Source organism: Micromonospora sp. NPDC049836 (assembly GCF_044465125.1).
GTDB lineage: Bacteria > Actinomycetota > Actinomycetes > Mycobacteriales > Micromonosporaceae > Micromonospora.
Genome location: NZ_JBITLH010000012.1, coordinates 1 through 24,400, shown reverse-complemented (window position 1 = coordinate 24,400; position 24,400 = coordinate 1). Strand labels below are relative to the sequence as shown.

Genomic DNA, 24,400 nt, shown 5'->3' with positions numbered 1-24,400 from the left:
TCCGCCTCCGGGCGGCGCGGGGGCACACGACGGCGCCCCGGCCCCGCCACCACCGGTCCTCAGACCGATCGTGGCAGGCGCCGGGGCGCCGTATGAGTGATTCTCGGATTTGCCGGCGGGCGCCGGTCAGCCCCGTTCGCGCTGGTCGGTCGGGTCGTTGAGCAGGCTCTGCGGGGAGACCGGCTCGGGAGCCGGCAGCCCCTGCGGGGCGTTGCCCCCGGTGGCCTGCGCCTCGGCGACGCGTACCTCGTTGTGGATCTCCTGGGCGGCGGTCGCCGCCGCCCGCGCGGCCTCGGCGGCCTCCCGCTCGACCTCGCCGGCGCTCTTGGTGGCCTCCGGCGACGGCATGTCGCCGACCATGTTGGCCAGGCCACCCAGCGCGCCACCCATGCCCTCCAGGGCCTTGGTCAGCTCGGTCGGGACGATCCAGACCTTGTTGGCGGTGCCGTTGGCGATCTGCGGCAGCGCCTGCAGGTACTGGTAGGCGAGCACCTTCTGGCTCGGGTTGGCCTGGTGGATCGCGTCGAAGACGGTACGGATCGCCTTCGCCTGGCCCTCCGCCTGGAGGATCCGGGCCTGCCGGTCACCGTCGGCGCGCAGCACCGCGGCCTGCTTCTCACCCTCGGCGGTGAGGATCTGCGACTGCTTGTGCCCCTCGGCGTTGAGGATCGCGGCCCGGCGGTCCCGCTCGGCGCGCATCTGCTTCTCCATCGAGTCGCGGATGCTCGGCGGCGGCTCGATCGCCTTGATCTCCACCCGGGTCACCTTGATGCCCCACCGGCCGGTGGTCTCGTCCAGGACGCCCGACAGGTGCCGGTTGATCTCCTCGCGGCTGGTCAGCGCCCGCTCCAGGTCCAGCGAGCCGATCACGTTACGCAGGGTGGTGACGGTGAGCTGCTCGATGGCCTGCAGGAAGTTCGAGATCTCGTAGGTGGCGCGGACCGAGTCGACCACCTTGAAGTAGAGCACCGTGTCGATCGACACGACCAGGTTGTCGGAGGTGATCACCGGCTGCGGCGGGAAGCTGACCACCTGCTCGCGCATGTCGACCTTGGTGCGCACCGCGTCGATGTACGGCACCAGCAGGTTGAGCCCCGGGTTCAGCGTGCGCTTGTACTTGCCCAGCCGCTCCACCACGTCCTGCCGCTGCTGCGGCACGATGCGCACGGCCTTGACGAGCGTGACCACGACGATCACGGCGACGGCGATCAAGACGATCGCTGCAAATTCCATATCTTCACCTTTCCCCTTCGGGCAACCCGCCCGGGGTGGAGATCTCGTCCTGCCAGACCAGGGCGGTCGCGCCCCGGACCTTTATCACCTGCACCCGCTCGCCCGGCGCGTAGCTGCGCGTCGCGTCGTACGACCGGGCGGTCCACAGCTCACCGTCGATCTTGATGAACCCCCGCTCGGCGTCCACCGTCTCCAGCACCACCGCGCTGGAGCCCTCGATCGCCTCGACGCCGAACGGCTGGTCGCCGCTCTCCAGCGCCGGCATCGCGTGCCGTTTGATCACCGGCCGCACCAGGAACAGCGACAGCGCGGAGACCACCGCGAAGACCAGAGCCTGGAGCGCGACCGGGGCGCCGAGCGCCGCGGCCCCGGCGGCGGCGAACGCCCCGGCCCCGAACATGATCAGGAAGAGCGTCGTCGTGAAGATCTCGGCGACCGCCAGCAGCACACCCAGCACGATCCAGAACACGGCGTCCACCTACCGATCGTGACACGTCGACGCACCTTTCATCGAACTGTCATGATCACGTGGTCCCGGCGAACGGCGCCGGAGCGACGAGGAGGACGACATGGCCCTGCTGCCCGAGACCGCCCGACAGGTCGACCTGCTGGTCGCCCGGGCCCAGGCGGAGGGGCGTGGCCCCTCCCTCGCCCTCGGGGTGGTCCGGGACGGCGCCCTGGCGCACGTGGCGCTCGCCGGCGAACAGCCCCGCCCCGACGCCGACCTGCAGTACCGGATCGGCTCGATCAGCAAGACCATGACCGCGGTGCTGGTGATGCAGCAGCGCGACGCCGGCCGGCTGGCCCTGGACGACCCGCTCGAGAAGCACCTGCCCGGCACCCCGGTCGGCGCCCTCACCCTGCGCCAACTGCTCGGGCACGCGAGCGGCCTGCAGCGGGAGCCGGACGGGCAGTGGTGGGAACGGGCCGCCGGCAGCGACCTGGCCACCCTGGTCGCCGGGCTCACCCCGGCGAAGATCGCCCACCCACCGCACCGCGTCTACCACTACTCGAACCTGGCGTACGGGCTGCTCGGCGGGGTGCTGGAGCAGATCACCGGCACCCCCTGGGCGGACCTGCTCCGCGAACGGCTGCTCGAACCGCTGGCCATGCGGCGCACCACCTACCACCCCACCGAGCCCTACGCCCGGGGCTACGTGGTGCACCCCTGGCACGAGACGCTGCGCGAGGAGCCGCGCACCGACACCGGGGCGATGGCGCCGGCCGGCCAGCTCTGGTCGACGGTCGAGGACCTGGCCCGCTGGGCGGCCTTCCTGGCCGATCCGGCCCCGGACGTGCTCGCCCCGGCAACGCTGGCCGAGATGTGCGCGCCCGTGGTGATCAGCGACCTGGACTCCTGGACCGGCGGGCACGGCCTCGGCGTGGAGCTCTACCGGGTCGGCGACCGGGTGTACCTGGGCCACGGCGGCTCCATGCCCGGGTACATCGCCGGCCTGGCCGTGCACCGGCCGACCCGCACCGCCGTGGTCGACTTCGCCAACTCGTACGGCCTGCGCGCCGGGCACCACATTGTCGGGCTGGCCCGCGAGGTCCTCACCCTGGTGCTGGACGCCGAGCCGGCCGCCCCCGCGCCGTGGCGCCCGGCGCAGGCCCCGCCCGCCGCCCTGGCCGAGCTGACCGGTCGCTGGTGGTGGATGGGCAGCGAGTACGAGTTCCGCATCGACCCGGCCGGCGAACTGGTCGGCGGCCCGGTCGGCCGGCCGCTGCTGCGCTTCACCCCGGAGGGCCCGGACCGCTGGCGGGGCCGATCCGGCTCCCAGGACGGCGAGATCCTCACCGTCCTCCGCGACGACTCCGGGCACCCGGTCGCCCTGGACATCGCCACCTTCGTCTTCACCAGGGACCCCGACCAGGAACCCTGACCGGCGGAGACGCGGCCGGAGGGCGACGCGATGGGACCAGCCGGCCCACGACGGGGCCGGGGCGACCGTGCCCGGCGGAGGGATCAAGCCTGACCGCCCGGAGCCGGGCACGGTCGCCCCGGCCCCCAACCGCAACCACTCAGGCCGGCGACGTCACAAAGTCGATCATCCGCTCCATCGCGTTGATCAGCGGCGTCTCCACGTCGGCGAAGCTGTTCACCCGGGACAGGATGTGCCGCCACAGGTCCGCCGGCTCGGCCACCCCGAGAGCCGCGCAGACCCCCTCCTTCCAGGGCCGCCCCGGCGGCACCACGGGCCAGGCCCGGATGCCCAGCGCGGCCGGCTTCACCGCCTGCCACACGTCCACGTACGGGTGCCCGGTGACCAGCACGTGCGGCGAGGTGACCTGCGCCACGATCCGGCTCTCCTTCGAGCCGGGCACCAGGTGGTCGACGAGCACGCCGAGCCGGCGGCCGGGCCCGGGCGCGAAGGCGCGCACCTCGGCGGCGAGCGCGTCGATGCCGTCCAGGGGCTCCACCACCACGCCCTCGACGCGCAGATCGTCGCCCCAGATCCGTTCGACCAGCGCGGCGTCGTGCACGCCCTCGACCCAGATCCGGCTGGCCCGGGCCACCTGCGCCGGAACGTTGTCGACCGCGATCGAGCCGGAGGCGGTACGCCGCCGCGCGGCGGGCACCGGGGCGCGCGCCGGGCGGCGCAGCGTCACCGGGCGGCCGTCGAGCAGGAACGCGGCGGGCAGCAGCGGGAAGTTGCGCCGCCGGCCGTGCCGGTCCTCCAGCACCACCGCGCCGGAGTCGAAGCCGACCACCGCGCCGCAGAACCCGGACTCGGCGTCCTCGACCACGAGGTCGGGCTCGGCGTCCACCTCCGGGGTGACCTTGCGCCGCCGCCAGCCGCCCGCCAGCACGTCTCCGTCGTATCGCCCCGCCATGTCGATCACGCTAGCCAGCGCACCGGCGTGTCGCCCGGCGACGCGCCGACCAGGCGTTCCGCGCCGGACACAGAAAGGGGCGAAGGGGGTAGTCAGGGGCAGGTCACGCCACCGGAGCGGCAGCCGAGACAGCGACGGCGGCGAGCACGTACCCTTTCGGCATGTCCCTCCCCGCAGCGGGCGCGGCCACACTGGCTCCGCGCCGGTCGAGCCGGTTCGTCGCCTGGGTGCGTGCCTGGCGTGCCGGCCTGGTGCCGTTCGACGAGGTCGCCGACGAGATCGCCGGCGACGAGGAGCACCTGGTCGCCGACGCGCCCGGCACCTGGACCGACGTCTCCCTCCGCGAGGCGCTACCCAGCCTGGCCAAGCTCTCCCCGGACGAGATCCGCCTGGTGCTGCCCGCCCCGGGCGACCCCCGCGGGCTGCCCGGCCCGGGCGACTTCGCCGGCGCCGCGCTGCTCGCCGGTGAGGCGGTGGTGGCCAGCGGGCTGGGCCTGGTCCCGGAGGTGCGCAGCCACACCTCGGGCTCGGGCATGACCTGGGAAACCGTGCTCTGGCGGGTCTTCCCGCTGCCGGCGGACGCGCCCCGGGCGTCGCTCGCCGTGCCGGGCGCCGCCGAGGCGGAGGCCGAACTGGCCGCCGTGCTGGCCGAGACCACCGCGGCCCTCACCCGGCTGGACGTGGCCCAGTGGCGGCCCGAACTGGCCGGCGCCCTGGCCGCGCTGCGCCGCCCGGACGGCATCACCGACCTGCCGCCCGGGTTCGACCCGCGGGCCCGGCGGCTCTTCGCCCGCGCCGCGGTGCTGGACCGGGTGCTCGCCCTGGCCGGGGAGAGCGCACCGGGCGGGGCGGTGAACACCTACGAGGCGCAGCAGCGGGACGCGGCGCTGCGCCCGTTGACCACCGCCTGCCGGCAGGCCCTGGTGGCCGCCTGCAACGCCCCGCTGCGCCCCTGACCGCGGCGGCGGCTACAGCTCGTCGATCAGGTCGGCCACCGACTCGACGATCCGGGACGGCCGGTACGGATACCGCTCCGCCTCGGCCCGCGAGCTGATCCCGGTCAGCACCAGGATCGTCTCCAACCCGGCCTCCAGGCCACAGAGGATGTCGGTGTCCATCCGGTCGCCGATCATGGCGGTGGACTCGGAGTGCGCGTCGATGGTGTTCAACGCCGAGCGCATCATCATCGGGTTCGGCTTGCCGACGAAGTACGGCTCCACCCCGGTCGCCTTGGAGATCATGGCGGCGACCGAGCCGGCGGCCGGCAGGGCGCCCTCGACCGACGGACCGGTGACGTCCGGGTTGGTGCAGATGAACCGGGCGCCGTCGTTGATCAGGCGGATCGCCTTGGTGATCGCCTCGAAGCTGTAGGTGCGGGTCTCCCCCAGCACCACGTAGTCCGGCGCGAAGTCGCTGAGCACGTAGCCGACCGCGTGCAGCGCCGTGGTCAGCCCGGCCTCGCCGATCACGTACGCGGTGCCGCCCGGCCGCTGGTCGGCGAGGAACTTGGCGGTGGCCAGGGCCGACGACCAGATCGCCTCCTCCGGCACGTCCAGCCCCATCCGGCCCAGCCGCGCCCGCAGGTCACGGGGCGTGTAGATGGAGTTGTTGGTCAGCACCAGGAAGGGCTTGCCGGAGCCGCGCAGCTTCTTGACGAACTCGGGCGCGCCGGGCACCGGCTGCCCCTCGTGCACCAGTACGCCGTCCATGTCGGTGAGCCAGCTCTGCACCGGCTTGCGCTCATGCATGTGTCGTCCCCATGGGATGTCGGTGGTCGGTCGGGTTCAGGGACGGCGGGCCGGGGGCACGCAGCACGGCGTCGGGCAGGTGTCCCACATCGGCAGCTCGCCGAGCCGGCGCCGCAGCCGCTCGCCGTCCGGGGTGGTGCGCTCGAGCACCAGCTCGCGGACCATCGCGACGAACCGCGGGTCGGTGCCCGGCGTGCCGGCCCGGACGAAGTCCAGGCCGAGCTGCTTGGCCGTCTCGAGCGCCTCGGTGTCCAGGTCCCAGACCACCTCGAGGTGGTCCGAGACGAACCCGATCGGGCTGACCACCACGGCGGTGACGCCCTGCTCGGCCAGGCTGGCCAGGTGGTCGTTGATGTCCGGCTCCAGCCACGGCACCTGCGGGGGCCCGGAGCGGCTCTGCCAGACCAGGTCGTACGGCAGGTCCGGGGCGGCCGCCGCGTGCACCAGCCGGGCGGTCTCCGCGAGCTGCGCGGTGTACCGGCCGCCTTGCGGACCCGCGGTGGCCGCCATCGAGGTGGGCACGGAGTGGGCGGTGAAGACCACCCGGGTGGTGTCCCGCTTGGCCGGGTCGAGCTGCCCGAGCGCGGCGCGTACCGCGTCGGCGTGCGGTTCGACGAAGCCGGGGTGGTCCCAGAACTGGCGGAGCTTCTCGATCACCGGGGCGTCCGGGCCCACGGCGGCCCGCGCCGCGGCGATGTCCTCCTGGTACTGCCGGCAGGAGGAGTAGCCGCCGTAGGCGCTGGTGACGAAGGCCAGCGCCCGCCGCACCCCGTCGTCACGCATCCGGGCCACGGTGTCGGCGAGCATCGGGTCCCAGTTCCGGTTGCCCCAGTAGACCGGCAGGTCCACGCCGTGCTCGGCGAAGTCGGTGCGGATGGCCGCGAGCAGGTCGCGGCACTGCTGGTTGATCGGGGACACCCCGCCGAAGTGCAGGTAGTGCTGGACGACCTCGGCGAGCCGCTCCGGGGGCACGCCCCGTCCCCGGGTCACGTTCTGCAGGAACGGCTCCACGTCCTCCGGCCGCTCCGGCCCGCCGAAGGAGACCAGCACCAACGCGTCGTACGCCATGGGTCCATTCTCCCCCGAGGCCCGGGCCGGCCCGGCGATGGCCCCCGGGATTCGGGTGTGACCCGGGGCCCTTCCGCAACCGGAGCGGTCGCGGGAGGGGCCCCGGCTCACCCCTCAGGCGCCGATGGCGTGGTAGCCGCCGTCGACGTGGACGATCTCGCCGGTGGTAGCGGGGAACCAGTCGGAGAGCAGCGCCAGGCAGGCCCGGGCCGCCGGCTCCTGGTCGGTGAGGCTCCAGCCGAGCGGGGCGCGCTCGGCCCAGGCGGTCTCGAACTGATCGAAGCCGGGGATCGACTTGGCGGCGATGGTACGCAGCGGGCCGGCGGCGACCAGGTTGCTGCGGATGCCCTGCTTGCCCAGGTGCAGCGCCAGGTAGCGGGAGGCGGACTCCAGCCCGGCCTTGGCCACGCCCATCCAGTCGTAGACCGGCCAGGCCTTGGTGGCGTCGAAGGTGAGCCCGACCACCGCGCCGCCCGCCGACATCAGCGGCAGCGCCGCCATGGCCAGGGACTTGTACGAGTAGGTGGAGACCTGCAGCGCGGTCGCCACGTCCTCCCAGGGGGCGTCCAGGAAGCCGCCGCCCAGGCAGCTCTGCGGGGCGAAGCCGATCGAGTGCACCACCCCGTCGAGGCCGTCGACGTGCTCGCGCACCTTGTCGGCGAGGCCGGCCAGGTGCTCGGTGCTGGTGACGTCCAGCTCGATCACCGGGGCCGGTTCGGGCAGCCGCTTGGCGATCCGCTCGACCAGCGAGAGCCGGCCGTAGCCGGTGAGCACGACCTGGGCGCCGTTCTCCTGGGCCAGCTTCGCGACCGAGAAGGCGATCGAGGCGTCGGTGATGACGCCGGTGACGAGCAGCCGCTTACCGGCCAGCAGTCCGGACATTGCCAGTTCCTCCGTGCTCTCTCAGTGACCCATGCCCAGGCCGCCGTCGACCGGGATGACGGCGCCGGAGACGTAGCCGGCCGCGTCCGAGGCGAGCCAGGTGACCACGGCGGCGACCTCGTCGGCGCTGGCCATCCGGCCCGCCGGGATCGACTTGCGGATCTCCGCCTTGCGCTCCTCGGGCAGCCCGGCGGTCATGTCGGTGTCGATGAAGCCGGGTGCCACCACGTTCGCGGTGATGTTGCGGCTGCCCAGCTCGCGGGTGATCGAGCGGGCCACGCCGACCAGGCCGGCCTTGCTGGCCGCGTAGTTGACCTGTCCGGCGCCGCCGGAGAGGCCGACCACCGACGAGACGAAGATCATCCGGCCCCACCTGGCCCGGAGCATCTTCGTCGAGGCCCGCTTGGCGCAGCGGAACGCGCCGGTCAGGTTGGTGTCCAGCACCCGGGTGAACTGCTCCTCGGACATCCGCATGATCAGCGTGTCGTCGGTGATGCCCGCGTTGGCGACCAGCACCTCCACCGGACCCAGTTCGGCCTCGATGGCGGCGAAGGCGGCGTCGACCGACTCGGCGTCGGTCACGTCACAGCGCACGCCGAACAGCCCCTCGGGAGCGTCGCCGCTGCGGTGGGTCACCGCCACCCGGTCGCCCTGCTTGGCGAAGGCCTGCGCGATGGCCAGGCCGATGCCCCGGTTTCCGCCGGTCACCAGCACGGTACGGGCCACGGTTCCCCCTCTGGTCTGCTGATCTCTCGGTCGCTGGCGAGCCTAGGGGTTACCGATAGGTAATCGCTAACCGCGGGTCATACCCAGGTAGGGGTGGCCGGGTCACTCCTGGGTGGCACGACGGGCGCCGGCCACCGCACTAGCCTGCGGGGGATGGACACCAGCCCCGTCCGCGCCGGCCTGGCGGCGCTGCGCCGCGTCTGGGCCGGACCGGACTACCCGCCGGCCCGGCCGTCGCTGCGCCGCTGGCCCCGGCTCGCCGCCGCCGGCCCGCCGCTCGCGCTACTGGCGTTGCTCGGGTTCACCCTGATCACCGCGCAGTTCCTGCTCGACGAGCGGAAGCTGCCGACGGCCACCGCCTGGCTGCTCGCGGCGCTCACCGTCGCACCGCTGCCGATCCTGCTGGCCCGGCCGTTGTGGGCCTGGCGGATCATGTTCCTCGGGCAACTCCTCGGCACGACGAACCGGCCGCCGACGGAGGACTGGCCGTGGAGCCCCAGCCAGGTCCTGGTCATCCTCGCCGTGCTGGTCGTGGTGGCCGTCCGGGTCGACCGGGCGGTGCTGGCCTGGCTCGGGCTGTTCAGCCTCCTCCCGATCTGGATCTTCGTGCCGCGGTCCAACCAGGGCGGCGTCATCCTGCTGTTCGTGGTGGTGCTGGTCCTCGGTGACCTGGTGCGGCGCAACGTGCACGCCCGGCGGGCGCTGGCCGAGCAGGCCGAACGGAGCGAGCTGGAGCAGGCCCGACGGGCGGTGCTGGAGGAACGCACCCGGATCGCCCGGGAGATGCACGACGTCGTCGCACACCACATGTCGATGATCGCCGTGCAGGCGGAGACCGCCCCGTACCGGGTCGGCCCGGTGCCCGAGGCCGCGCGGACCGAGTTCCTCGACATCGCCGGCTCGGCCCGCGAGGCGCTGACCGAGCTGCGCCGGCTGCTCGGGGTGCTGCGCAGCGACGCCGACCCGGCGGCCACGGCGCCGCAGCCCGGCATGGCGGACGTGCCGGACCTGGTGGCGGCGGCGGAACGCGCCGGGATGGCGGTCCGGCTGGACGGCCCACCGCCGGACGCGCCGGACGCGGTCGGGCTGGCCGCGTACCGGATCGTGCAGGAGGCGCTGGCGAACGCGGCGCGGCACGCGCCCGGTGCGGCGGTGACCGTCCGGCTGCGGGAGCACGACGGGGTGCTGGCGATCGCGGTACGCGACACCGGCGGGCCGCCGGCGCCGGCGCAGCCGACCAGCGGGCACGGGCTGACCGGCATGCGGGAACGGGCCCGCCTGCTGGGCGGTACGTTCAGCGCCGGCGGGACCGCCGACGGGTTCGCCGTCACCGCCGAACTGCCGCTGGGAACGGAGGACCCGACGCGATGATCCGGGTGCTGATCGCCGACGACCAGGCGATGGTCCGGCAGGGGTTCGGCGCGCTGCTGGCCGCCCAGCCGGACCTGCTCGTGGTCGGCGACGCCGCGGACGGCGCGGCGGCGGTCGAGGCGTCCCGCCGGCTCGACCCGGACGTGGTGCTGATGGACGTCCGGATGCCGGTGCTGGACGGGCTCGCGGCGACCCGGCAACTGCTCGGCGACCGCCGCACCGACCGTCCCCGGGTGCTCATCCTGACCACGTTCGACCTGGACGACTACGTGTACGAGGCGCTGCGCGCCGGCGCCAGCGGCTTCCTGCTCAAGGACGCGCCGGCCGCCGACCTGGTGCAGGCGGTACGGGTGGTGGCCGCCGGTGACGCGCTGCTCGCCCCGGCGGTGACCCGCCGGCTGATCGCCGAGTTCGCGGCCCGGCCGGCGCACCGCCGTCCCCGCCCGACCGACCTGGCCGCGCTCACCCCACGCGAGACGGACGTGCTGCGGCTGATCGCCCGGGGCCGCTCGAACACCGAGATCGCCGCCGACCTGGTGGTCGCCGAGCAGACGGTCAAGACCCACGTCGGGCGGATCCTGGCCAAGCTCCGGCTCCGTGACCGCGCCCAGGCGGTGGTCCTCGCGTACGAGACGGGTCTGGTCGCCGCCGGCGAGTAGCTCCCGGGTAGCACGCCGGGAACCGCCCCGTGGGGTGACGATCTTCGACCGCTCCGCACCGCATCCTTCCGCCGAGAACTCGCGGAGGGGGCACCACGATGCACTGGATTCGACCCGCCCGGATGGCGCTGGCCGCGCTGCTCGGGTTCGGCCTGCTGGTACCGGCCCGGCCCGGTCCGCTGGCGCCGGTGGCCTATCTGGAGGCGTACCCGACGGTGGACGCCCGGCTGCGGGCGGCGGGGCCGCCGTACGACGGGTGGGCCGCGGCGGGCCGGCGGTTCCTGGCCTTCGAGCCCCGCGGCGACGGTCTCGCCGTGGAGGTCCTCGGCGACCTGGCCACCGCCGACCGGATCGTGGTGCTGGTGCCCGGAGTGGGCAGCACGCTGCCGGACTTCGACCGCGGCCTGGGCGGTGTCGCCCGCCGCGCGCCGGCCCGGCAGGCGGCCGAGGTGTACCGGGCGTTGCACAGCGCCGCGCCGGGCGCGCGGGTCGCCGTGCTCGCCTGGCTCGGCTACGACCCGCCGGACACGGTGACGTCCGCCGCCGGCTCGGCCGCCGCCCGGCGCGGGGCGGCCGCGCTGCGCGCGGAGGTGCGTGAGCTCTCCGAGCGGCGCCCGCGGGCGCGGATCACCCTGCTCGGACACAGCTACGGCGCGCTGGTCGTCGGTCTCGCCGCGCGGGACGCCCCGCCGCAGGTCACCGACGTCGTGACGGTGGGCGGGATCGGCCTCGGCGTCGACCGGGCCGGCGACCTGGGCCCGGTACGGGTGTGGGCGGCGGAGGCGCCGGCGGACTGGATCCGCCGGGTGCCGCAGGTCCGGCTGCTCGGGCTCGGCCACGGCCGCCGGCCCGGCGACCCGGCCTTCGGCGCGCGATCCCTGCCGGTGACCGGAGTGGCCGGTCACGACGACTACCTGACCGCCGGCAGCGCCACGACGGCCGCGGTGGCGTCGGTGGTGCTGGACGGCGCCGGCGCCCGGGAGGTGACCCGGTGAACGGCCGGGACCGGGTGATCGACGCGCTGCGGGCGTACGCGATCGGCGGGGTGGTGCTCGGGCACTGGCTGGTCACCGCGCTGGTGCTGGACGCCGACGGCACGCTGCACGTGGCGAGCCCGCTGGCCGCCATGCCGGGGTTGGCGCCGGTCACCTGGCTGCTGCAGACCCTCGGGCTGTTCTTCTTCGTCTCCGGGTACGCCACCGCCCGCTCGCTGGCCGGCGATCCGGGCGGTGCGGCGCGCTGGTGGGCCCGGCGGCTGGGCCGGCTGGTCCTGCCCATCCTCGCGCTGCTCGGTATCGGCTCGGCCGTGCTGCTCGCCGCGATCGTCACGGGTACCCCGGACGCCACCCTCGCCGTGGCGCTCCAGCTCGCGATCAGCCCACTGTGGTTCCTGCTCCCGCTGGTCGCCCTCTCCGCGCTGATCGTCCCGCTGCGCGCCGCCGTACGCCGGTGGGGGCCCGGGCGCTGCGTGGCCCCGGCGGTGGCCCTGGTCGCCGCGGCGGATCTGGCGGGTCGGCTGCTGCCGGCCGCGCCGGGCCGACTGCCGGTCGCGCTCCTGGCCGCCTGGTGCGTGCCCTGGCTGCTCGGCCTGGCCCACGCCGACGGCCGGCTGGCCGGCCGGCGGGCCGGGGCGGTGCTGGCCGGTACCGGCGCGGTGGCGCTGGCCGCGCTGTTCACGCTCGGCTACCCGGCCAGCGCGGTCGGCGTCCCCGGCGCGGCGATGTCGAACCTCAGCCCGCCGTCCCTCGTGGCGGTGGCCCTGGCCGTGACCCAGGTGGGGCTGGCCCTGCTGCTCCGTCCGGCGGTGCGGCGGCTGCTGGCGAGGCCGGGCCCGGCCCGGGTGGTGGCGGCGGTCAACCGGTCCGCCATGGGCGTCTACCTGGGTCACCAGCCCGTGCTGGTCGGGGTGACCGCGCTGCTCGCGCATGCCGGCCTCGCCCTGCCCGGCCTGCACACCGCGCCGCGGGACCTGCTCTGGGTACTGGCCCGGCTCTGCTGGCTGCCGGTCTTCGCGGCGGTCCTGCTGGCGATGCGAGGCCGGCCCGGCCGGTCGCCGGCCCGCGACGCGGACCCCGGTGCTCCGGGAGGCCGCGTCGCCGCCGGTGCCCCGACCGGCCGCGTCGCCACCGGCGGTCCGTCCGGCCGCGTCGCCGCCGCCGGTCGGGTCGGTCGCGTAGGTGCCGGTGCTCCGGTCGACGGTGTGGCGCAGCTCACCGCTTCCGGCGGCCGCGCGGCGGGCGCGACAGCGGCCCGGCTGTCGGTTCTCACCGAAGACTTCAGGCCACCAAGAATGTTTTCAGAGCAGGTTTCAGGCGACATTTACATGTTTCAGCAGGGGGGTGGCCGCCGCTGTCGATGCTGGATCTTCAGATATCGTCGCTGGGCTGCCCGTACCCGGCGCCGCAGATCGCATCCGCCTCGGCGGACATCACCGCCTGCGCGAACGTCTTGACCATCGTCTCCAACACGTCCGGCGACGCAGCCTCGATCTGCTCGCGCCGCAGCTCAACAGCGTTCACAGTTAGATGCGGCCATCGCTTTCTCTTCTCCTTATCTGACTTGGACGTTTAAAGGATCTACGCGATGGCCTTACCTCATCTACGCAACACGCCCATCGCGGGCAAGTCGTACACCACTCCAGCGGACGCGAGCCACCATCCACCCTCGCTACTATCAATCGAATGGCTGCGCCGGACTTCGATGCATGCCGTAGGCGCGATCCGCGTATCCGCGTGCGGAAGGGGATGGCCTTTCCGCAGGTGACGTCCGCCTACGACCAGCGAAGATATGGCGGCTCTCGCCAACCGGCTGGCTATGAACTGGCTTGGCTGCGGCCTTTGTTAGCCGTTGGGCGCAGGTATATTCACACTCCCACTCACAGGCGAGGAGCACTAAAGTGACCGATCAAGGCGGACTCGGTGCCGACCGGATCAAGCACCTGGAGTTCATCCAGGCGGCAATCACCCGGCTTGGTACCAATTCCTTCCTGATCAAGAGCTGGGTGTTGACCATCGCCGCCGCCTTCTTCGCCTTACTTACTGCCCCACCAGACCTGGGCGCTCGCCGTGGTTGGGCTGGTCCCGCTGCTTGCATTCTGGTTTCTGGACGGCTACTACCTGTGGCAGGAGAGGCTGTTTCGTCGTCTGTACGACGATGTGCGGCGGTCCACCTCCGGCACCGACCTGCTGTCGATGAACGTCGCCACCTACCGCGTCCAGACCACTTGGGCGTCGGCGGCGTTCTCGGGTACGTTGTTGTTGTTGTTGTTGTTCTACGGTGCGCTTTGGTGATCGACGTCTCCATCATCATCATTGCCATCACACTGAGATAATGGAGTTGGTCCGCCAGCAGAGACGGATGCGAATCGTCTCGGCCATCTCTCGAATCTCCCGCTCGGCGAAGGAGGGGCCTGGCTCCGGCCAGATCTTCCCGAAGCCGTCGTCGTGCCACCGGGGAACTAGATGGATGTGCAGGTGCCGCACTGTCTGGGTCGCCGCAGCGCCGGCCGAAGTAATTACGTTAAGGCCTTCGGGATTGAGCGCCTGGCGGATTGTCTTTGCAACGAACAGCAACGTCTCGATCAGCGGCGGCACGGCGGCCGGATCGAGAGCCGAGATGTCTGGCATATGATCGCGCGGCACCACCAACGTGTGCCCCCGCGTAGCCGGATGCAGCGGAAACAGCGCCAGAACTTTCTCAGTCTCGTACACCACCGGCGTCCGCGATGCTCCCTCAGCCGCAGCACAGAAGGGACAGGGTGCACGTTCACTCACCTCAACATCACCATCACGAGGCCATTCTGCTTGGTGCGTCGGTACCGCGGCGTCTGTGTAACGAACGGCATTCCCTTTGTATAAAGCGGTCGGTGCCAGAGAGCGTTCAACTTATGGTAGAGAGCCTGGCCCGCGGCCATGATCTTCGAGGCTGTAGTTGGGATTGTTGGAGTTACACTTGGCGCCTACGGGCTGCTGCAGGGCCTGCATACCAGCCACGGCCGTCGGCGAGAGGGGCTCGAGAGAGGTCTGTTTAGCCTGGGTTGGTCTGCGCTTCTCGGTGGTGAGGCACCCCTACCATAAGAAGCACGCATGTCCATGCCCTCCAGCTCTACCGCCGCACCTGCTCAGCTTGTCATCGGGATCGATCCGAGCAGAGGCGTCCTGAGCGCCGTGGACGCTCAGCTCCAGCCGTTGGCGTCCCTTTTGTTCCGTCAACCGGGATGGCTGCCGTAGTAGCTATCCATGTTGGTCCCAACCGGCCAAGCGATCCCGTCGATTGAGGACAGCTCTACGTCGCGGCCCTCCCACTCCACGTCAAATTCCCGCAGGAAATCCACCATCACTTGATGCCGACGCCGCCCGAGCGCACGCCCGGTCGGCGTCATCAGCCTGTCCCGCAGCAAGAGCAGCTTTTCGTGGAAATGATTGGTCGTGGTGCCCAACGTACGGCGGTACGACTCCACGGAATCGTGCAGGATCGGCGGCTGCTCTGGATCGTGAATCGGCCGGCGGACGTATCCGCCGTAGGCGAACGTCCGAGCGATTCCCACGGCGCCCATGGCGTCGAGGCGGTCCGCGTCCCGGACGCAGGCACCCTCGGGCGAGAGTGGTTCCTCAGGGAGCAGCGCGCCCTTGAAGGAAATGCTCGCGACTATGTCTCGGACGGCGGCCACCACCGTCTCTTCGACGTCAATGGACCGGAGCCATTCGGCGGCGAGGCGCGGGCCGTCATCGTCATTCCCGGTGAACTTGGCATCGGCGATATCGTGCAGCAGGGCCGCGAGTTCGACCACTTGCATGTGCGCGCCCTCCGCTTGGGCGATGTGACATGCAAGCCTACGCACCCGAAGTGCATGCCACCAATCGTGCCCCGTCGGTTCATTACCGAGGCGCGAACGCACGAACTCAGACGTCAGACGGGCGGCCTCGGAACCGGGTCCGTGGGCCATGACCGCGTCAGGCAATTGGCCGATCACTGAGGCATCCTACCCTCGGCTCGCCGGATCGGGTGCGGTCCGATATGCCCTGCCTCGAACAAGGGACCCCAGGATCCGCCCGGGAGCGACAACATAGACATCGGCCTGGGCCCGCTCCTCTTCCTTGCTCCAGCGGGTGCATCGGCTGGCGAGCACCCGCCGGCCATCCCAGTCGAACTCGTGTGACCGGTAGGGCCGTTCGGTCCGCTCGACGAGGCCCCAGTCCGACCCGAGCCATCGCCGGATCCAGCCCTGCACCTCAGTCGGATCTGATGACCAGTCGTCGGCAACCAGGGAGATGGTATCCCACGTGGCTGAGGAGGCGTCCGCTGCGGCGAGTTCCGCGGCGAGAAAGGCCTTAGCAGCGGACTCGTCGTTGAGGCGAGGCACTACCAGGTTGAATTGGACGGCGATTCCCGCCGACCGCAACAGGGCCGCGTTTTCGAGTACGAGGCTGAGGGCCCACCTGTCCTGCCCGGTACGGCTGGCGAATATCTCACTCCGGAATGACGGCAGGTTGGCGGCGACGCGGTCGACACCGGCATCCCGGAGCGTGCTAACCCTGGACCGGGACAGGAGTGTGAGGTTGCTGAACAGCGTCACATCCCGGGCGTCGGCCCCACGGCTGATGTGGAGAAGTTGGAGGAGCGTCGACCAGCGCAGCGTCGGCTCTCCTCCCGAGATTTTCACGCGCGGACGGTCCTGGATCGCGGCGCCCGCCAGCAGGGCTTGCACTAGATCCCAGTTCCAAGCTTCCCTGGGCCGGCTACCAACGTCACCCTGGAACTCGTTGTGGCAGAAGACGCATCGCAGGTTGCATGTGTCGGTCAACAGAAAACGCAGGGCCGGCCGCTCAAACAGTTGCTCCCCCTCGGGCACCAGCTGCTCGTACCGGCCCCCGATGGAGTCACTCGTCATGTCGGCGGCCTGTCCGTAGTTTGCGTACCACGAGGTCAGCGAACTGTTCCGGGTTGAACTGAGCACCGTCGACATATCCCAAGGTGGGATTGAGCCCGAACAGTTCGACGTTTTCGACAATATACGGCAACAGGTACGCCCCCTTTTGGGCCTGCATCCGCGCGAGGACGGCCTTCCATTCCCAGTTCCCGGCCCACTTAGAGGCGACAAACGCCTTGGATATCACTGCCACGACGAATCGACTCCGTCGGAAGTAGGTATCCTGAAGGTATTGGGCTAGGTCCTCGCCGAGTAGCACGTGTTGGTAGTCGCGGTCGTAGAAGACTCGATAGCCGGCGGACTTGATCCTTTCGCTGATCTCTACTGCGATCTCCCGGTCTACGCCCGAGAATGAAATCGCCACGTCGAAGTCATAGGTCTGGGTCTCAAGGTCCCGGCACCGCTGTAGCCAGTCGGAGAGGTCGATGCTGGCCTTGATCAAGTCCTGGGAGAGACGGTAGGTTGCGAGCAGGGCAAGCGCGGATGCCCAGGAGACTCCGGGCCCCGCCGGGCGGGTAGGCCCGTGCCAAGCCTTGACCGCGGGGTCGAAGGTCGTGACGAGTTCGTATCCCAGCCGCACCGGCAACGGCGCGAGTGGCGAGGCGCCCCGGACAGCGAGGTAGAGCAGAGGCTTCCAGATCATCGCGTGCCACGTCGGTTGGGGGTACACGACAACTGGCCGGTTCTGCACCCGCATCACGGCTCCCGCTGGCCATAGACGGTCCAGTACGGTCATCCGCAACTCGGCCAGCCTAGCCGGGTCGTCGTACTCCGCTAGGCGCAGCCGGGACAGCACCTCCAGCGCGCGTAATGCGAGCAGCTGTTCCTCCGGAGAGTCCCGGTCCTCCTCGATGGTCTCTGTCAGGTATTCGCGCGATCGCAGCAAGGCGGACCGGATGGACGCGTTCCCGACCGGGTTGAGCGTCGAGAGCCGGGTGAGGGAGAGTGCCGGGTAGAAGGCAAACAGGGCTCTCGGTTCGTCGCCCGGCCGCAGCGGCCAAGCGCCCGTTGACGGATCCTGCACCTCGATAAGCCGGTCAGCCAGCGCCCTGACCTTCGCCCCAAGCGGATCTGTGAGGTGTGGCCGGATCAGCAGCCCAAGCAGGATCTGGGCCTGTCCCCACGTCGTCGGTGGTGCGTCTAGGTGCGCATCGTGCCCGCGAATCATTCCATCCTCACCGACCAACTCTTCGACTGCCCGGACCACCGGATGCAGCAGCCGGTCCGGGACCGTCGGGATGCCAGCCAGCCCGATCAGCAGACCACCACCTGAGGCGGACGAGTGCTGGTTTCGACCGAACTCGTGCGCCTCGAAGCGCCCGTCGGGCAGCCGTGAGCGTGTCAACAGGGACTCGACGAGTTCGAGCGGTTCAGGTCCCAGCAGCTGCTGGAGATACCGCTCCGGACTGCGGTTTGTCGGCATCCTCGGATCACTCATCGACGTAGCCCGTTACTGCACCGCTTTGATCATCTGCTCATGCTTTAGCCGGAAGTCCGGCTCGGATTCCAGTCGGTTGAGCAGCAGCTCACCGTACGGCCGAGCCGCTTCGCGCCCCAGCAAGCCAAGCTCTCCTCGAATCCGTTCCAATTCTCCATGGGCGACGCGGTCGTCGGGACCGTCCGCCTCCACTTCGATCTCGACGAACTGGCCCAAGCCCTTGACATCGTCCAGCGAAAGTGTCACGGACCCGTCCGTCGCGGTGCGTCGGACTCGGTCGAGCAGGAGCCCTACCTGCAGCCCAGCCAGCCGAAGTATCTCGGCAGTGGCGCTGAAGTCCGCGACGTCCGTGCCGATCTCCATCCAAGCCGACCAGTCTGAGTTCGTTGGCGCCTTGTACTCTAGCCGTGTCCGCCCCGGCGTCTGCCGCAGCCGGATCACCCAGCCATGCGTCTGCATCGACGTGGCACCCGATGGGCCGAGCGTCAGGTCGCAGACTCTCATTGGCGGAGACCAGTCGAACTTCTCCATGCACTGAGCAACCTCGTCGTCATTTAGACGAAACCGAAACTCCAACTCCACTACGAACCCTCCCTGAACGTGCTGTTGGCATTGGTTAGCCGGTCCCCGATTGGCACGTCGGCACGCCGCTGCCCGAGGGCCTTGAGGACGAGTTCCACGCGCCCGGAGAGCTCCGTCTCGGTTACCTCGACATAGGCTATGCACCATTGGTCGAGAAGGCGGCGAATGCAGGCATCGATCCTGGCATGAAACTGGCCGTCTGACGACCTACGTCCGTCCTCCTCGAAGGGGATCAACCCCATGGGCAGCAGGAAATGCAGGTCGTAGCCGCGAGCTAGTCGTTGACAGGGGTCCACGAGCAACGACTCAAGATACGCACCACGACCTTTTGCGTCACGTTCGATCCAGTAGGCGGCGACGTCAACGAACGAGCGATCGGTAAGAAAGGCATCCGCGCTCAGCTCGCGACTAACCTTGCGGGCGAAGTAGGCAAGCTCATAGAACGCGGTCTGGTCCTGAGTCATCGTGTCCAATCCGGTGAACCCGAGTTCGCTGAGAATTTCCCTGCCCTCGCTTGGCAGATAGCGGGGCGCCAGACGCCGAAACGATTCGACTTTCATGAGAGCGCTGGCGAGGGTCGACTTTCCCGTCGAACTCGATCCGGTGAATGCCACACGCATGCCGTCAACCCCTTTCCTGCGGGCCTCGGAGGGCGCCTCGGGCATGCACCAACCTCTGCCGCGCCCTGTACGCAGTGGCCGGCGTTTCCAGTTGCGGAAGGCCGCTGTCCTCGATTGCCCACGGAAACTTTTCGCTCAGTTGGCGAAGCCGCTCGACAATCTGCCGCCGGAACTGCGGGCGCCCAGGCCAGACGGTGCTACCCCAGTATGTGCCGGTCTCGGCCCATTGCCGCTGACTTCTCGTTGCTATGGTCTGGTCCGTTGCGGCGAGCTGATCGAACAGGGGCGTCGCTGGGTAAGGGGTAAAAAAGTGGTGGCGCTGCCGGTTATGCCGGAGGGCGCCTATGGTGCCGAGCAGTTCGAATGTCTGTGCGCTGTCCTCGGCCGTCTCACCGGGAATGTCGTGCATGAAGCTTGCCAACGTCGTGATGCCGGCGCGGTCGAGGAGCACGCACGCGTCGATCGCATCCTGTGCGGTCGAACCCTTCCGCAGCAACGCGAGCATGCGGTCGGATCCGGACTCCAGCCCTAAAAAGATGCTGTCGAAACCCGCTTCCCGCAAGCGCTGCAGATCCATCAAATCGGCGAGCCGCAGCACGTCCCGCGCCCGCATATCGCAAAGTATTGAGCATCGTAGACCGCGTCGCAGTATCTCCGAAACGATGTCGGCGACCCGCTGTGGACTGGAGGAGAAGTTGGGGTCGTGCAAGCTCAGCACCCGTGGCTGGTACATGCGGATGAGTTGCTCGAACTGGTCGACTACGCGACCGGGATCTCTCCCCCGCCACCTCCGTAGGCTCTGGGTCGGCTCCACGCAGAAGGAGCAGCCATGCGGACAGCCATAGCTCGTTATCGTATGCAGAACCCGTCCGTTTTCGGCAAGGTATGCCTCCGCATCGACGAGTGCATAATCAAGCGGTGGAATGCTGCCCATGCTGCCGAGCTTGCGCTGTGGATTGATCCGCAATTCACCACTTTGGTGGCGGACGAGGCCCGGAATCTGATCGAGCAACTCCTCGCGGCCGCCCTGCGCGGTCGGCTGTAATGCTTCAGCCAACCGGACAGCCGCCTCCTCACCTGCACCTCTGATGACGTAGTCTGCCAACCCTTCGGCGAAGATTGCGCGGAAGTTGTGGGTGGCGTGGTAACCGCCCCAGACGACCGGTAGTCCCGGCGCGATTTCGCGTGCCAGCGCCACGGCATCCAACGCCGCGCTCAGCGATGGTCCGGTTAGTGCGGAGATGCCAAGAAAGAGGCACTGTGGCAGCGCCCTCCGGAGCGTGTCGGGCCAGTCCTCGTCGACCTGAGCGTCAACGATCCTGACGTTCAAGCCGTGAGCACGCAAGATGGTGCCGATAGCCATCGTGGAGATCGGAAAAAAGATCTTTGCGTATCCCTCTCGGCCGCGAATGTCGGAGAATAGCACCACCCGCTCGCCGGACATCATAGATCGGTGCCACCCTACTGCCATGGCCAAGTCTTCGAGAAGCCGGCCGCGTCTACCGTGCTGTTAAAGTCCTTGGACCGGCCTGATGCGCTCCTTGCGGCAGTCCCCGGTCCGTAATGGCAGAATGCCACACCGCGGTTTACGTGTCGATCGTTGTCACGGTCAAGAAGTGGTCCGAAATAATCCTTGACAGGAGGGCGGGGAACCGGTCCGCCTTGTCTGACGTCGTCGCCGGAAGTTGGCGAGGGACGAGGTCGGTAACCGATCTTGGCAGGTGCCCCTGGCCGATCTGCAACAGCGGGTGGCGCGACAGCCGCCTGCCACGCAGCAGCCATGGGAGTTCAACGATCTTCGTCGCCGGCCCATCGTCCGGCTGCCCGATGGGTCGGCGCAAATCATCCGGGTCGGCTTCGTGCTGGAGCGAGCCTTCGGTCAGGTGCCCGAGTTCGATCTTGCTGACCACCTTCGAAAGATCGACGGCGGCACCAACCAGAGGATCACGGGCGGACGCGAGGAGGCGTTTAGGTCCTGTCTCAATTCCCAATTTGAGTACAGCTTCGGGGAGCTTCTGCGGCGCATCTTCCCTGCAAAGGGCCACTTCAAGCGGGTGTACTCCGAGAGCGACATGTGGCACGCCTGGAAGACGAAGAAGAGCACGCCAAAGGTGTGCGACTGGGTCGTGGACTGCGGCGACGTGTGGATCTGCCTGGACGCGAACAACCGACGGCTCTCCCACCGCGTGGTGGGTGGTAGCGCGGACGTTTCCGAGCTGGACAAGGAACTGGCGGCCGTCCTGGCCGGAAACAAGGCCCAGCAGATGGCATCCACCATCCGGCATCTCACCGAGTCCCTCCCACAGCTCACCGGCCGGAACCTGGTTCCCGGCACCCGCTTCGTCCCTTTGATCGTCACCCCGGACGACGGGCTGCCGTGGAACCCGGCGGTCCACCGCCGGGTTCAGGAGGTGTTGGCCGCGAACGGGACGCTGCAGACCAGACGGGCGACGGCGTTGGGAGTCATCTTCCTCCACGACCTCGGTCTGGTCGAGCACGCAGCCGACAACGGCCGGGACGCCGGTAGCCTGCTGGCCGCCTGGAGATCCCAGCAGCCCGAGGTTGCTCTCCAGCACTTCATGCATGGGCGGAACGAGGAGCTACACAGGCCGCAGTGGGTGACGGACACCTTCTCGGCGCTCGTGGACGAACTCGTGGAGCAGCAGACCAGCTACGTGGACAATGGCACGACCTCCCAGGCCACGGCGGACTGACGCCCGGCGCCGCAGCGTCGAGGTTCGCCGAAAACGACACCGCCGTACGTGGGCTGACCTGCGGAGAAGCAGTCCGGCTCCGAGGCGGGCAGCCTGACGATGTGATGTCGGTTTGTACACCGGATCGACTGTCGGTTGACCCGCTACCCTGTCTACAAGCCGTACGCCACTGACTCGCTTGGGCGGTATACCCGCGCGCAGCGACTCAGTCGCGCGGACGTTGACGTCACAACGCTCCTGGCTCAGCCCGAGGTGGCCGATCGGGTCTCTAGCAAGCTGACCAAGTACTACGACAAGATCACGGGCGCTGCGGTAGATGGCTATGTCTCACCGATACGGCCCGTTGACCTGCTGCTCCAAGCTGTGGGGCGGACGTACCGGCACCCCGCCACCTCCACCCGTAAGTCTTTCAAGATCGACCTCTCTACCGATGTTGCTGAGGTAGACGTCCTCCCCGCACTTGTTGACTTGGATCAACGGAGGTGGCTCGCCGGGACCGACGGGCTGCACCAGGACCTCTTCCGATCGCTTCCTAAGAAACTGTCACGCGCTGAGCGGGACCTGACCGAGTCCGCGACCGTGGAGCGGCTTCGTGGCAACATCGCGAGGCGCAGTCTCATATCGAGCAGTGTCGGTGCCGGCAAGACCTGGGTCCTCATTGTCGATCATGTTGCGACAGAGGCTCATGCGGAATTGGCGCGACGCTGGTCTCGCCTTGACATCGGCGGCATGCTGGCGCGGCATGTCAAGATCGTCATCCGACGAATCCTCGGCTTGTCGATGCAGAGGATTACCCGCGTTGAGCACGTGTCTACCGAGGTGGTCCGCTCCATTGAAAGTCATCGCAGCCGAGCAACAGGACGTTCGCGGACTTCAGTCGATCTTGTCCGCTGGGAGCCCCTGACCATCTGATCCAAGGCGCTCCCGCCTCTTGTCAGGGAGTAGTCCGGTGTGGTCATGGATACCAGCTGACCCGATCGCCATCGCGGCGGTTCTGGGTCTGCCCACTGTAGGGCTTTTGGTTAGGAAGTGCGCTGATCCGGTCTTCCTGTGTGCTGTGGTAGCCGTCCTGCACCGGGATAAGGCTCGTCGTGACGATGCACGAGAGGCTATGCGTGATCTGTTGAGTGCCCCTCGCGCCCGGCGTCGTGCGCTGTCTCCCCGGCGTCGCGGGCGCGAGATCGCTACCCGGCTCCTCGCCACGAAGCGCTTGGGCATTCAGCAGGCGCAGTTCCGCTAGCCCTTCAAGGATGTCCCGACGATCGCCAGGTTCGCTGTCGCGGAGGGCCATCTCCACCAACGCCCGGTCCCGGTCGGCGCGGATCTTCTCGCGGACCAGACGGAACGCCAGAGATGAAACAACAGCAATAGCGCCAGGGAGCGCCACCCAGAGTCCCGGTTCTACGAGCCCCACGATCTCGCCTCTCACTCATCTGGTCGAGAGACGTCCGCGCAGGGCATAGTTCAGCTCGACCAGTTCGTTGACTGGTGAACCGAGCCGATCCCTTACGACTCGCCATCGGACGGCCTTCGCGGGCAGGTCCGGTCTTGCCATCGCACGGAGTGCGGTTTGTAGCGCTGCGGCCGCCAGCGTACCCGACCTGCGCGACACGCTGCCAGAGCGAGGGGCTCTCAGGTCGCCCCAGACGCACGAACGCGGCCCGGCGGGCCGCGGTTACCAACCGAACCGCGTCACGGGCCTTACAGGCGACCGTCGTCCTGGGCCTCGTGGAGGTACCGGGGCAACCGGTCCTCGTCGTCCACACCTTCCGGCGGAAAACCGGGGTCTTTGAGCCGCACAGGCTCGCCATCCACGGCAGTCCGCGACCGGGGCGGAGTGCCCTGCTGGGGTTCAAGTCGCCGCTTGATGGCATGAAGGAGCGGGGCCTCGCTCCTCGTGGGTCCCGGGCGGGATGCTCGGGGTGCTCACGTCTCACAACGAAGGGGGCCCCTCATACAGGCAGAGTACGACGGCCGGCAGATCGCGAGTATTGATCTGCATCGGCGTTGCTCGCTGATCGTGCGGATGACGGAGGCGGGCGAGAAGCTCGAGACGGTGCGGATCGACAACGACGTGGTCCAGGCGGCCCTTGTCGGTGACCTTGGGAGCGAATTCGGACTTGGCCGCGGTGCTCTTCTTGGTGGTCCGCTTCGGCTCGGCGTCGACGGTGGTCGGGTTGGATATGGTGTCCGCCTCCGTTGGCGCGCCCCAGCGGCGCAACAGCAACGTATGAGGATTTCGGCCTACGTCTAACCCGCGCCCCACCTGGTCTGAGACTCAGCCTTCACCTGTCGGGACTTGCGCCGGGAGTTGTACTGGCGGGGTGCCGTAGTGGGGAACCAGCCGGCTCAGCGCGGCTGCCAAACGCCATGCGGAGAGCACATACTCATGGGCGTCCTTGGTGCTCGGTACTTCGGTCCCGTGGACGACGCGGTTACGCAGGTCCCAGAGTCGGCTAGCCAAGGCGAAGAGCTCATCGGGTACCAACTCAGACCCTTCTAGTACTCCAGCCGCACTTCGCGGAGTCGTTGTCTTCGCTGGTAGTGGCTTGTTTTGGCTCTGAACTGGTGGCGGCGTCGCCACCATGACCATCG

Annotated in this window: 25 protein-coding genes and 2 pseudogenes; 9 read left to right on the top strand and 18 right to left on the bottom strand. The window is 69.3% G+C overall.

The genetic code is table 11. The annotated features are described in order from the left end of the window. Positions 1–126: 126 nt before the first annotated feature. Positions 127–1,233, bottom strand: a complete 1,107-nt coding sequence (locus ACIBPB_RS26745) for an SPFH domain-containing protein (RefSeq protein WP_396842199.1) — start codon at positions 1,231–1,233, stop codon at positions 127–129. A gap of 4 nt (positions 1,234–1,237) precedes the next feature. Then, on the bottom strand, positions 1,238–1,711 hold the full coding sequence (locus tag ACIBPB_RS26740) for an NfeD family protein (RefSeq protein ID WP_396842198.1): 474 nt from the start codon (positions 1,709–1,711) through the stop codon (positions 1,238–1,240). A 91-nt stretch (positions 1,712–1,802) separates the two neighbouring features. On the opposite strand from ACIBPB_RS26740, the gene ACIBPB_RS26735 reads away from it, so the two are divergent. After that, positions 1,803–3,116 (top strand): serine hydrolase domain-containing protein, encoded by a 1,314-nt coding sequence (locus ACIBPB_RS26735; protein WP_396842197.1) that lies wholly within the window; start codon positions 1,803–1,805, stop codon positions 3,114–3,116. Between the two features lie 139 nt (positions 3,117–3,255). Here ACIBPB_RS26735 and ACIBPB_RS26730 read toward each other — a convergent pair whose 3' ends face one another. Beyond that, positions 3,256–4,068: a DUF3097 domain-containing protein gene (locus ACIBPB_RS26730; RefSeq protein WP_396842196.1), complete on the bottom strand. Its 813-nt coding sequence runs from the start codon at positions 4,066–4,068 to the stop codon at positions 3,256–3,258. A gap of 161 nt (positions 4,069–4,229) precedes the next feature. Here ACIBPB_RS26730 and ACIBPB_RS26725 point away from each other — a divergent pair, with 161 nt between their 5' ends. Next, positions 4,230–5,024 carry a hypothetical protein gene (locus tag ACIBPB_RS26725; protein WP_396842195.1) on the top strand — a complete coding sequence of 265 codons (795 nt, stop codon included), beginning with the start codon at positions 4,230–4,232 and terminating at the stop codon, positions 5,022–5,024. Positions 5,025–5,036: 12 nt separating this feature from the next. Here ACIBPB_RS26725 and ACIBPB_RS26720 read toward each other — a convergent pair whose 3' ends face one another. The 4 genes from ACIBPB_RS26720 to fabG all read right to left on the bottom strand — a co-directional run bounded on the left by ACIBPB_RS26720 (position 5,037) and on the right by fabG (position 8,492). After that, positions 5,037–5,816, bottom strand: a complete 780-nt coding sequence (locus ACIBPB_RS26720; RefSeq protein ID WP_357319282.1) for an HAD-IIA family hydrolase — start codon at positions 5,814–5,816, stop codon at positions 5,037–5,039. A gap of 36 nt (positions 5,817–5,852) precedes the next feature. Beyond that, a complete protein-coding gene (locus ACIBPB_RS26715) occupies positions 5,853–6,884 on the bottom strand; it encodes a ferrochelatase (RefSeq protein ID WP_396842194.1) in 1,032 nt (343 codons plus the stop codon). Between the two features lie 114 nt (positions 6,885–6,998). Then, positions 6,999–7,766: an enoyl-ACP reductase FabI gene (gene fabI / locus ACIBPB_RS26710; RefSeq protein ID WP_357319276.1), complete on the bottom strand. Its 768-nt coding sequence runs from the start codon at positions 7,764–7,766 to the stop codon at positions 6,999–7,001. A gap of 21 nt (positions 7,767–7,787) precedes the next feature. Beyond that, positions 7,788–8,492, bottom strand: a complete 705-nt coding sequence (fabG, locus tag ACIBPB_RS26705; RefSeq protein WP_046570982.1) for a 3-oxoacyl-ACP reductase FabG — start codon at positions 8,490–8,492, stop codon at positions 7,788–7,790. A gap of 153 nt (positions 8,493–8,645) precedes the next feature. On the opposite strand from fabG, the gene ACIBPB_RS26700 reads away from it, so the two are divergent. The 4 genes and pseudogenes from ACIBPB_RS26700 to ACIBPB_RS26685 all read left to right on the top strand — a co-directional run. Then, positions 8,646–9,863 (top strand): sensor histidine kinase, encoded by a 1,218-nt coding sequence (locus ACIBPB_RS26700; protein ID WP_396842193.1) that lies wholly within the window; start codon positions 8,646–8,648, stop codon positions 9,861–9,863. Next, a complete protein-coding gene (locus ACIBPB_RS26695; RefSeq protein ID WP_396842192.1) occupies positions 9,860–10,522 on the top strand; it encodes a response regulator in 663 nt (220 codons plus the stop codon). Before ACIBPB_RS26700 ends, ACIBPB_RS26695 begins: the two co-directional genes overlap by 4 nt. Positions 10,523–10,620: 98 nt before the next feature. After that, positions 10,621–11,517 carry an alpha/beta hydrolase gene (locus tag ACIBPB_RS26690; RefSeq protein ID WP_396842191.1) on the top strand — a complete coding sequence of 299 codons (897 nt, stop codon included), beginning with the start codon at positions 10,621–10,623 and terminating at the stop codon, positions 11,515–11,517. Beyond that, positions 11,514–12,488 (top strand): annotated as a pseudogene (locus tag ACIBPB_RS26685) (acyltransferase); the annotation flags it as partial. The gene ACIBPB_RS26690 and the pseudogene ACIBPB_RS26685, both read left to right, overlap by 4 nt. A 409-nt stretch (positions 12,489–12,897) precedes the next feature. Here the strand turns inward: ACIBPB_RS26685 and ACIBPB_RS26680 are convergent. Further along, positions 12,898–13,041: pseudogene (locus tag ACIBPB_RS26680) on the bottom strand (IS256 family transposase); the annotation flags it as partial. Positions 13,042–13,587: 546 nt separating this feature from the next. Here ACIBPB_RS26680 and ACIBPB_RS26675 point away from each other — a divergent pair. Continuing rightward, complete coding sequence (locus tag ACIBPB_RS26675; RefSeq protein ID WP_396842190.1) at positions 13,588–13,812, top strand: hypothetical protein; 225 nt, start codon at positions 13,588–13,590, stop codon at positions 13,810–13,812. A 27-nt stretch (positions 13,813–13,839) separates the two neighbouring features. Here the strand turns inward: ACIBPB_RS26675 and ACIBPB_RS26670 are convergent, their stop codons facing one another. The 8 genes from ACIBPB_RS26670 to ACIBPB_RS26635 all read right to left on the bottom strand — a co-directional run bounded on the left by ACIBPB_RS26670 (position 13,840) and on the right by ACIBPB_RS26635 (position 21,001). Beyond that, complete coding sequence (locus ACIBPB_RS26670; RefSeq protein WP_396842189.1) at positions 13,840–14,295, bottom strand: HIT family protein; 456 nt, start codon at positions 14,293–14,295, stop codon at positions 13,840–13,842. Between the two features lie 434 nt (positions 14,296–14,729). After that, positions 14,730–15,494 (bottom strand): HD domain-containing protein, encoded by a 765-nt coding sequence (locus ACIBPB_RS26665; protein WP_396842188.1) that lies wholly within the window; start codon positions 15,492–15,494, stop codon positions 14,730–14,732. 9 nt (positions 15,495–15,503) lie between these two features. Further along, positions 15,504–16,412: a radical SAM protein gene (locus ACIBPB_RS26660; RefSeq protein WP_396842187.1), complete on the bottom strand. Its 909-nt coding sequence runs from the start codon at positions 16,410–16,412 to the stop codon at positions 15,504–15,506. Then, entirely contained in the window at positions 16,402–17,889 is a 1,488-nt protein-coding gene (locus tag ACIBPB_RS26655) for a TIR domain-containing protein (RefSeq protein WP_396842186.1), read from the bottom strand. Before ACIBPB_RS26655 ends, ACIBPB_RS26660 begins: the two co-directional genes overlap by 11 nt. A gap of 12 nt (positions 17,890–17,901) precedes the next feature. Continuing rightward, positions 17,902–18,420, bottom strand: a complete 519-nt coding sequence (locus ACIBPB_RS26650) for a CYTH domain-containing protein (RefSeq protein WP_396842185.1) — start codon at positions 18,418–18,420, stop codon at positions 17,902–17,904. 50 nt (positions 18,421–18,470) lie between these two features. Next, positions 18,471–19,136, bottom strand: a complete 666-nt coding sequence (locus ACIBPB_RS26645) for an ATP-binding protein (protein ID WP_396842184.1) — start codon at positions 19,134–19,136, stop codon at positions 18,471–18,473. Then, positions 19,096–20,538: a B12-binding domain-containing radical SAM protein gene (locus tag ACIBPB_RS26640; RefSeq protein ID WP_396842183.1), complete on the bottom strand. Its 1,443-nt coding sequence runs from the start codon at positions 20,536–20,538 to the stop codon at positions 19,096–19,098. Before ACIBPB_RS26640 ends, ACIBPB_RS26645 begins: the two co-directional genes overlap by 41 nt. A gap of 139 nt (positions 20,539–20,677) precedes the next feature. Then, complete coding sequence (locus ACIBPB_RS26635; RefSeq protein ID WP_396842182.1) at positions 20,678–21,001, bottom strand: hypothetical protein; 324 nt, start codon at positions 20,999–21,001, stop codon at positions 20,678–20,680. On the opposite strand from ACIBPB_RS26635, the gene ACIBPB_RS26630 reads away from it, so the two are divergent. Beyond that, a complete protein-coding gene (locus ACIBPB_RS26630; RefSeq protein ID WP_396842181.1) occupies positions 20,975–21,805 on the top strand; it encodes a hypothetical protein in 831 nt (276 codons plus the stop codon). The two genes, ACIBPB_RS26635 and ACIBPB_RS26630, sit on opposite strands and share 27 nt — an antisense overlap. Before the next feature lie 135 nt (positions 21,806–21,940). Continuing rightward, on the top strand, positions 21,941–22,717 hold the full coding sequence (locus ACIBPB_RS26625) for a hypothetical protein (RefSeq protein ID WP_396842180.1): 777 nt from the start codon (positions 21,941–21,943) through the stop codon (positions 22,715–22,717). A gap of 43 nt (positions 22,718–22,760) precedes the next feature. Here ACIBPB_RS26625 and ACIBPB_RS26620 read toward each other — a convergent pair whose 3' ends face one another. After that, positions 22,761–23,192 carry a hypothetical protein gene (locus ACIBPB_RS26620; protein ID WP_396842178.1) on the bottom strand — a complete coding sequence of 144 codons (432 nt, stop codon included), beginning with the start codon at positions 23,190–23,192 and terminating at the stop codon, positions 22,761–22,763. A 546-nt stretch (positions 23,193–23,738) separates the two neighbouring features. After that, positions 23,739–24,032, bottom strand: coding sequence for a hypothetical protein (locus ACIBPB_RS26615; protein WP_396842177.1), 294 nt, complete (start codon positions 24,030–24,032; stop codon positions 23,739–23,741). Positions 24,033–24,400 lie beyond the last annotated feature (368 nt).

Bases quoted from the DNA above. Each gene is read 5' to 3' on its own strand.
- ACIBPB_RS26715 (WP_396842194.1), bottom strand. From the start codon at position 6,884: ATGGCGTACGACGCGTTGGTGCTGGTCTCCTTCGGCGGGCCGGAGCGG.
- ACIBPB_RS26655 (WP_396842186.1), bottom strand. From the start codon at position 17,889: ATGAGTGATCCGAGGATGCCGACAAACCGCAGTCCGGAGCGGTATCTC.
- ACIBPB_RS26745 (WP_396842199.1), bottom strand. From the start codon at position 1,233: ATGGAATTTGCAGCGATCGTCTTGATCGCCGTCGCCGTGATCGTCGTG.
- ACIBPB_RS26660 (WP_396842187.1), bottom strand. From the start codon at position 16,412: ATGACGAGTGACTCCATCGGGGGCCGGTACGAGCAGCTGGTGCCCGAG.
- ACIBPB_RS26720 (WP_357319282.1), bottom strand. From the start codon at position 5,816: ATGCATGAGCGCAAGCCGGTGCAGAGCTGGCTCACCGACATGGACGGC.
- ACIBPB_RS26645 (WP_396842184.1), bottom strand. From the start codon at position 19,136: ATGCCCGAGGCGCCCTCCGAGGCCCGCAGGAAAGGGGTTGACGGCATG.
- ACIBPB_RS26700 (WP_396842193.1), top strand. From the start codon at position 8,646: ATGGACACCAGCCCCGTCCGCGCCGGCCTGGCGGCGCTGCGCCGCGTC.
- ACIBPB_RS26695 (WP_396842192.1), top strand. From the start codon at position 9,860: ATGATCCGGGTGCTGATCGCCGACGACCAGGCGATGGTCCGGCAGGGG.
- ACIBPB_RS26640 (WP_396842183.1), bottom strand. From the start codon at position 20,538: ATGATGTCCGGCGAGCGGGTGGTGCTATTCTCCGACATTCGCGGCCGA.
- ACIBPB_RS26725 (WP_396842195.1), top strand. From the start codon at position 4,230: ATGTCCCTCCCCGCAGCGGGCGCGGCCACACTGGCTCCGCGCCGGTCG.
- ACIBPB_RS26690 (WP_396842191.1), top strand. From the start codon at position 10,621: ATGCACTGGATTCGACCCGCCCGGATGGCGCTGGCCGCGCTGCTCGGG.
- fabI (WP_357319276.1), bottom strand. From the start codon at position 7,766: ATGTCCGGACTGCTGGCCGGTAAGCGGCTGCTCGTCACCGGCGTCATC.
- ACIBPB_RS26650 (WP_396842185.1), bottom strand. From the start codon at position 18,420: ATGGAGAAGTTCGACTGGTCTCCGCCAATGAGAGTCTGCGACCTGACG.
- ACIBPB_RS26735 (WP_396842197.1), top strand. From the start codon at position 1,803: ATGGCCCTGCTGCCCGAGACCGCCCGACAGGTCGACCTGCTGGTCGCC.
- ACIBPB_RS26730 (WP_396842196.1), bottom strand. From the start codon at position 4,068: ATGGCGGGGCGATACGACGGAGACGTGCTGGCGGGCGGCTGGCGGCGG.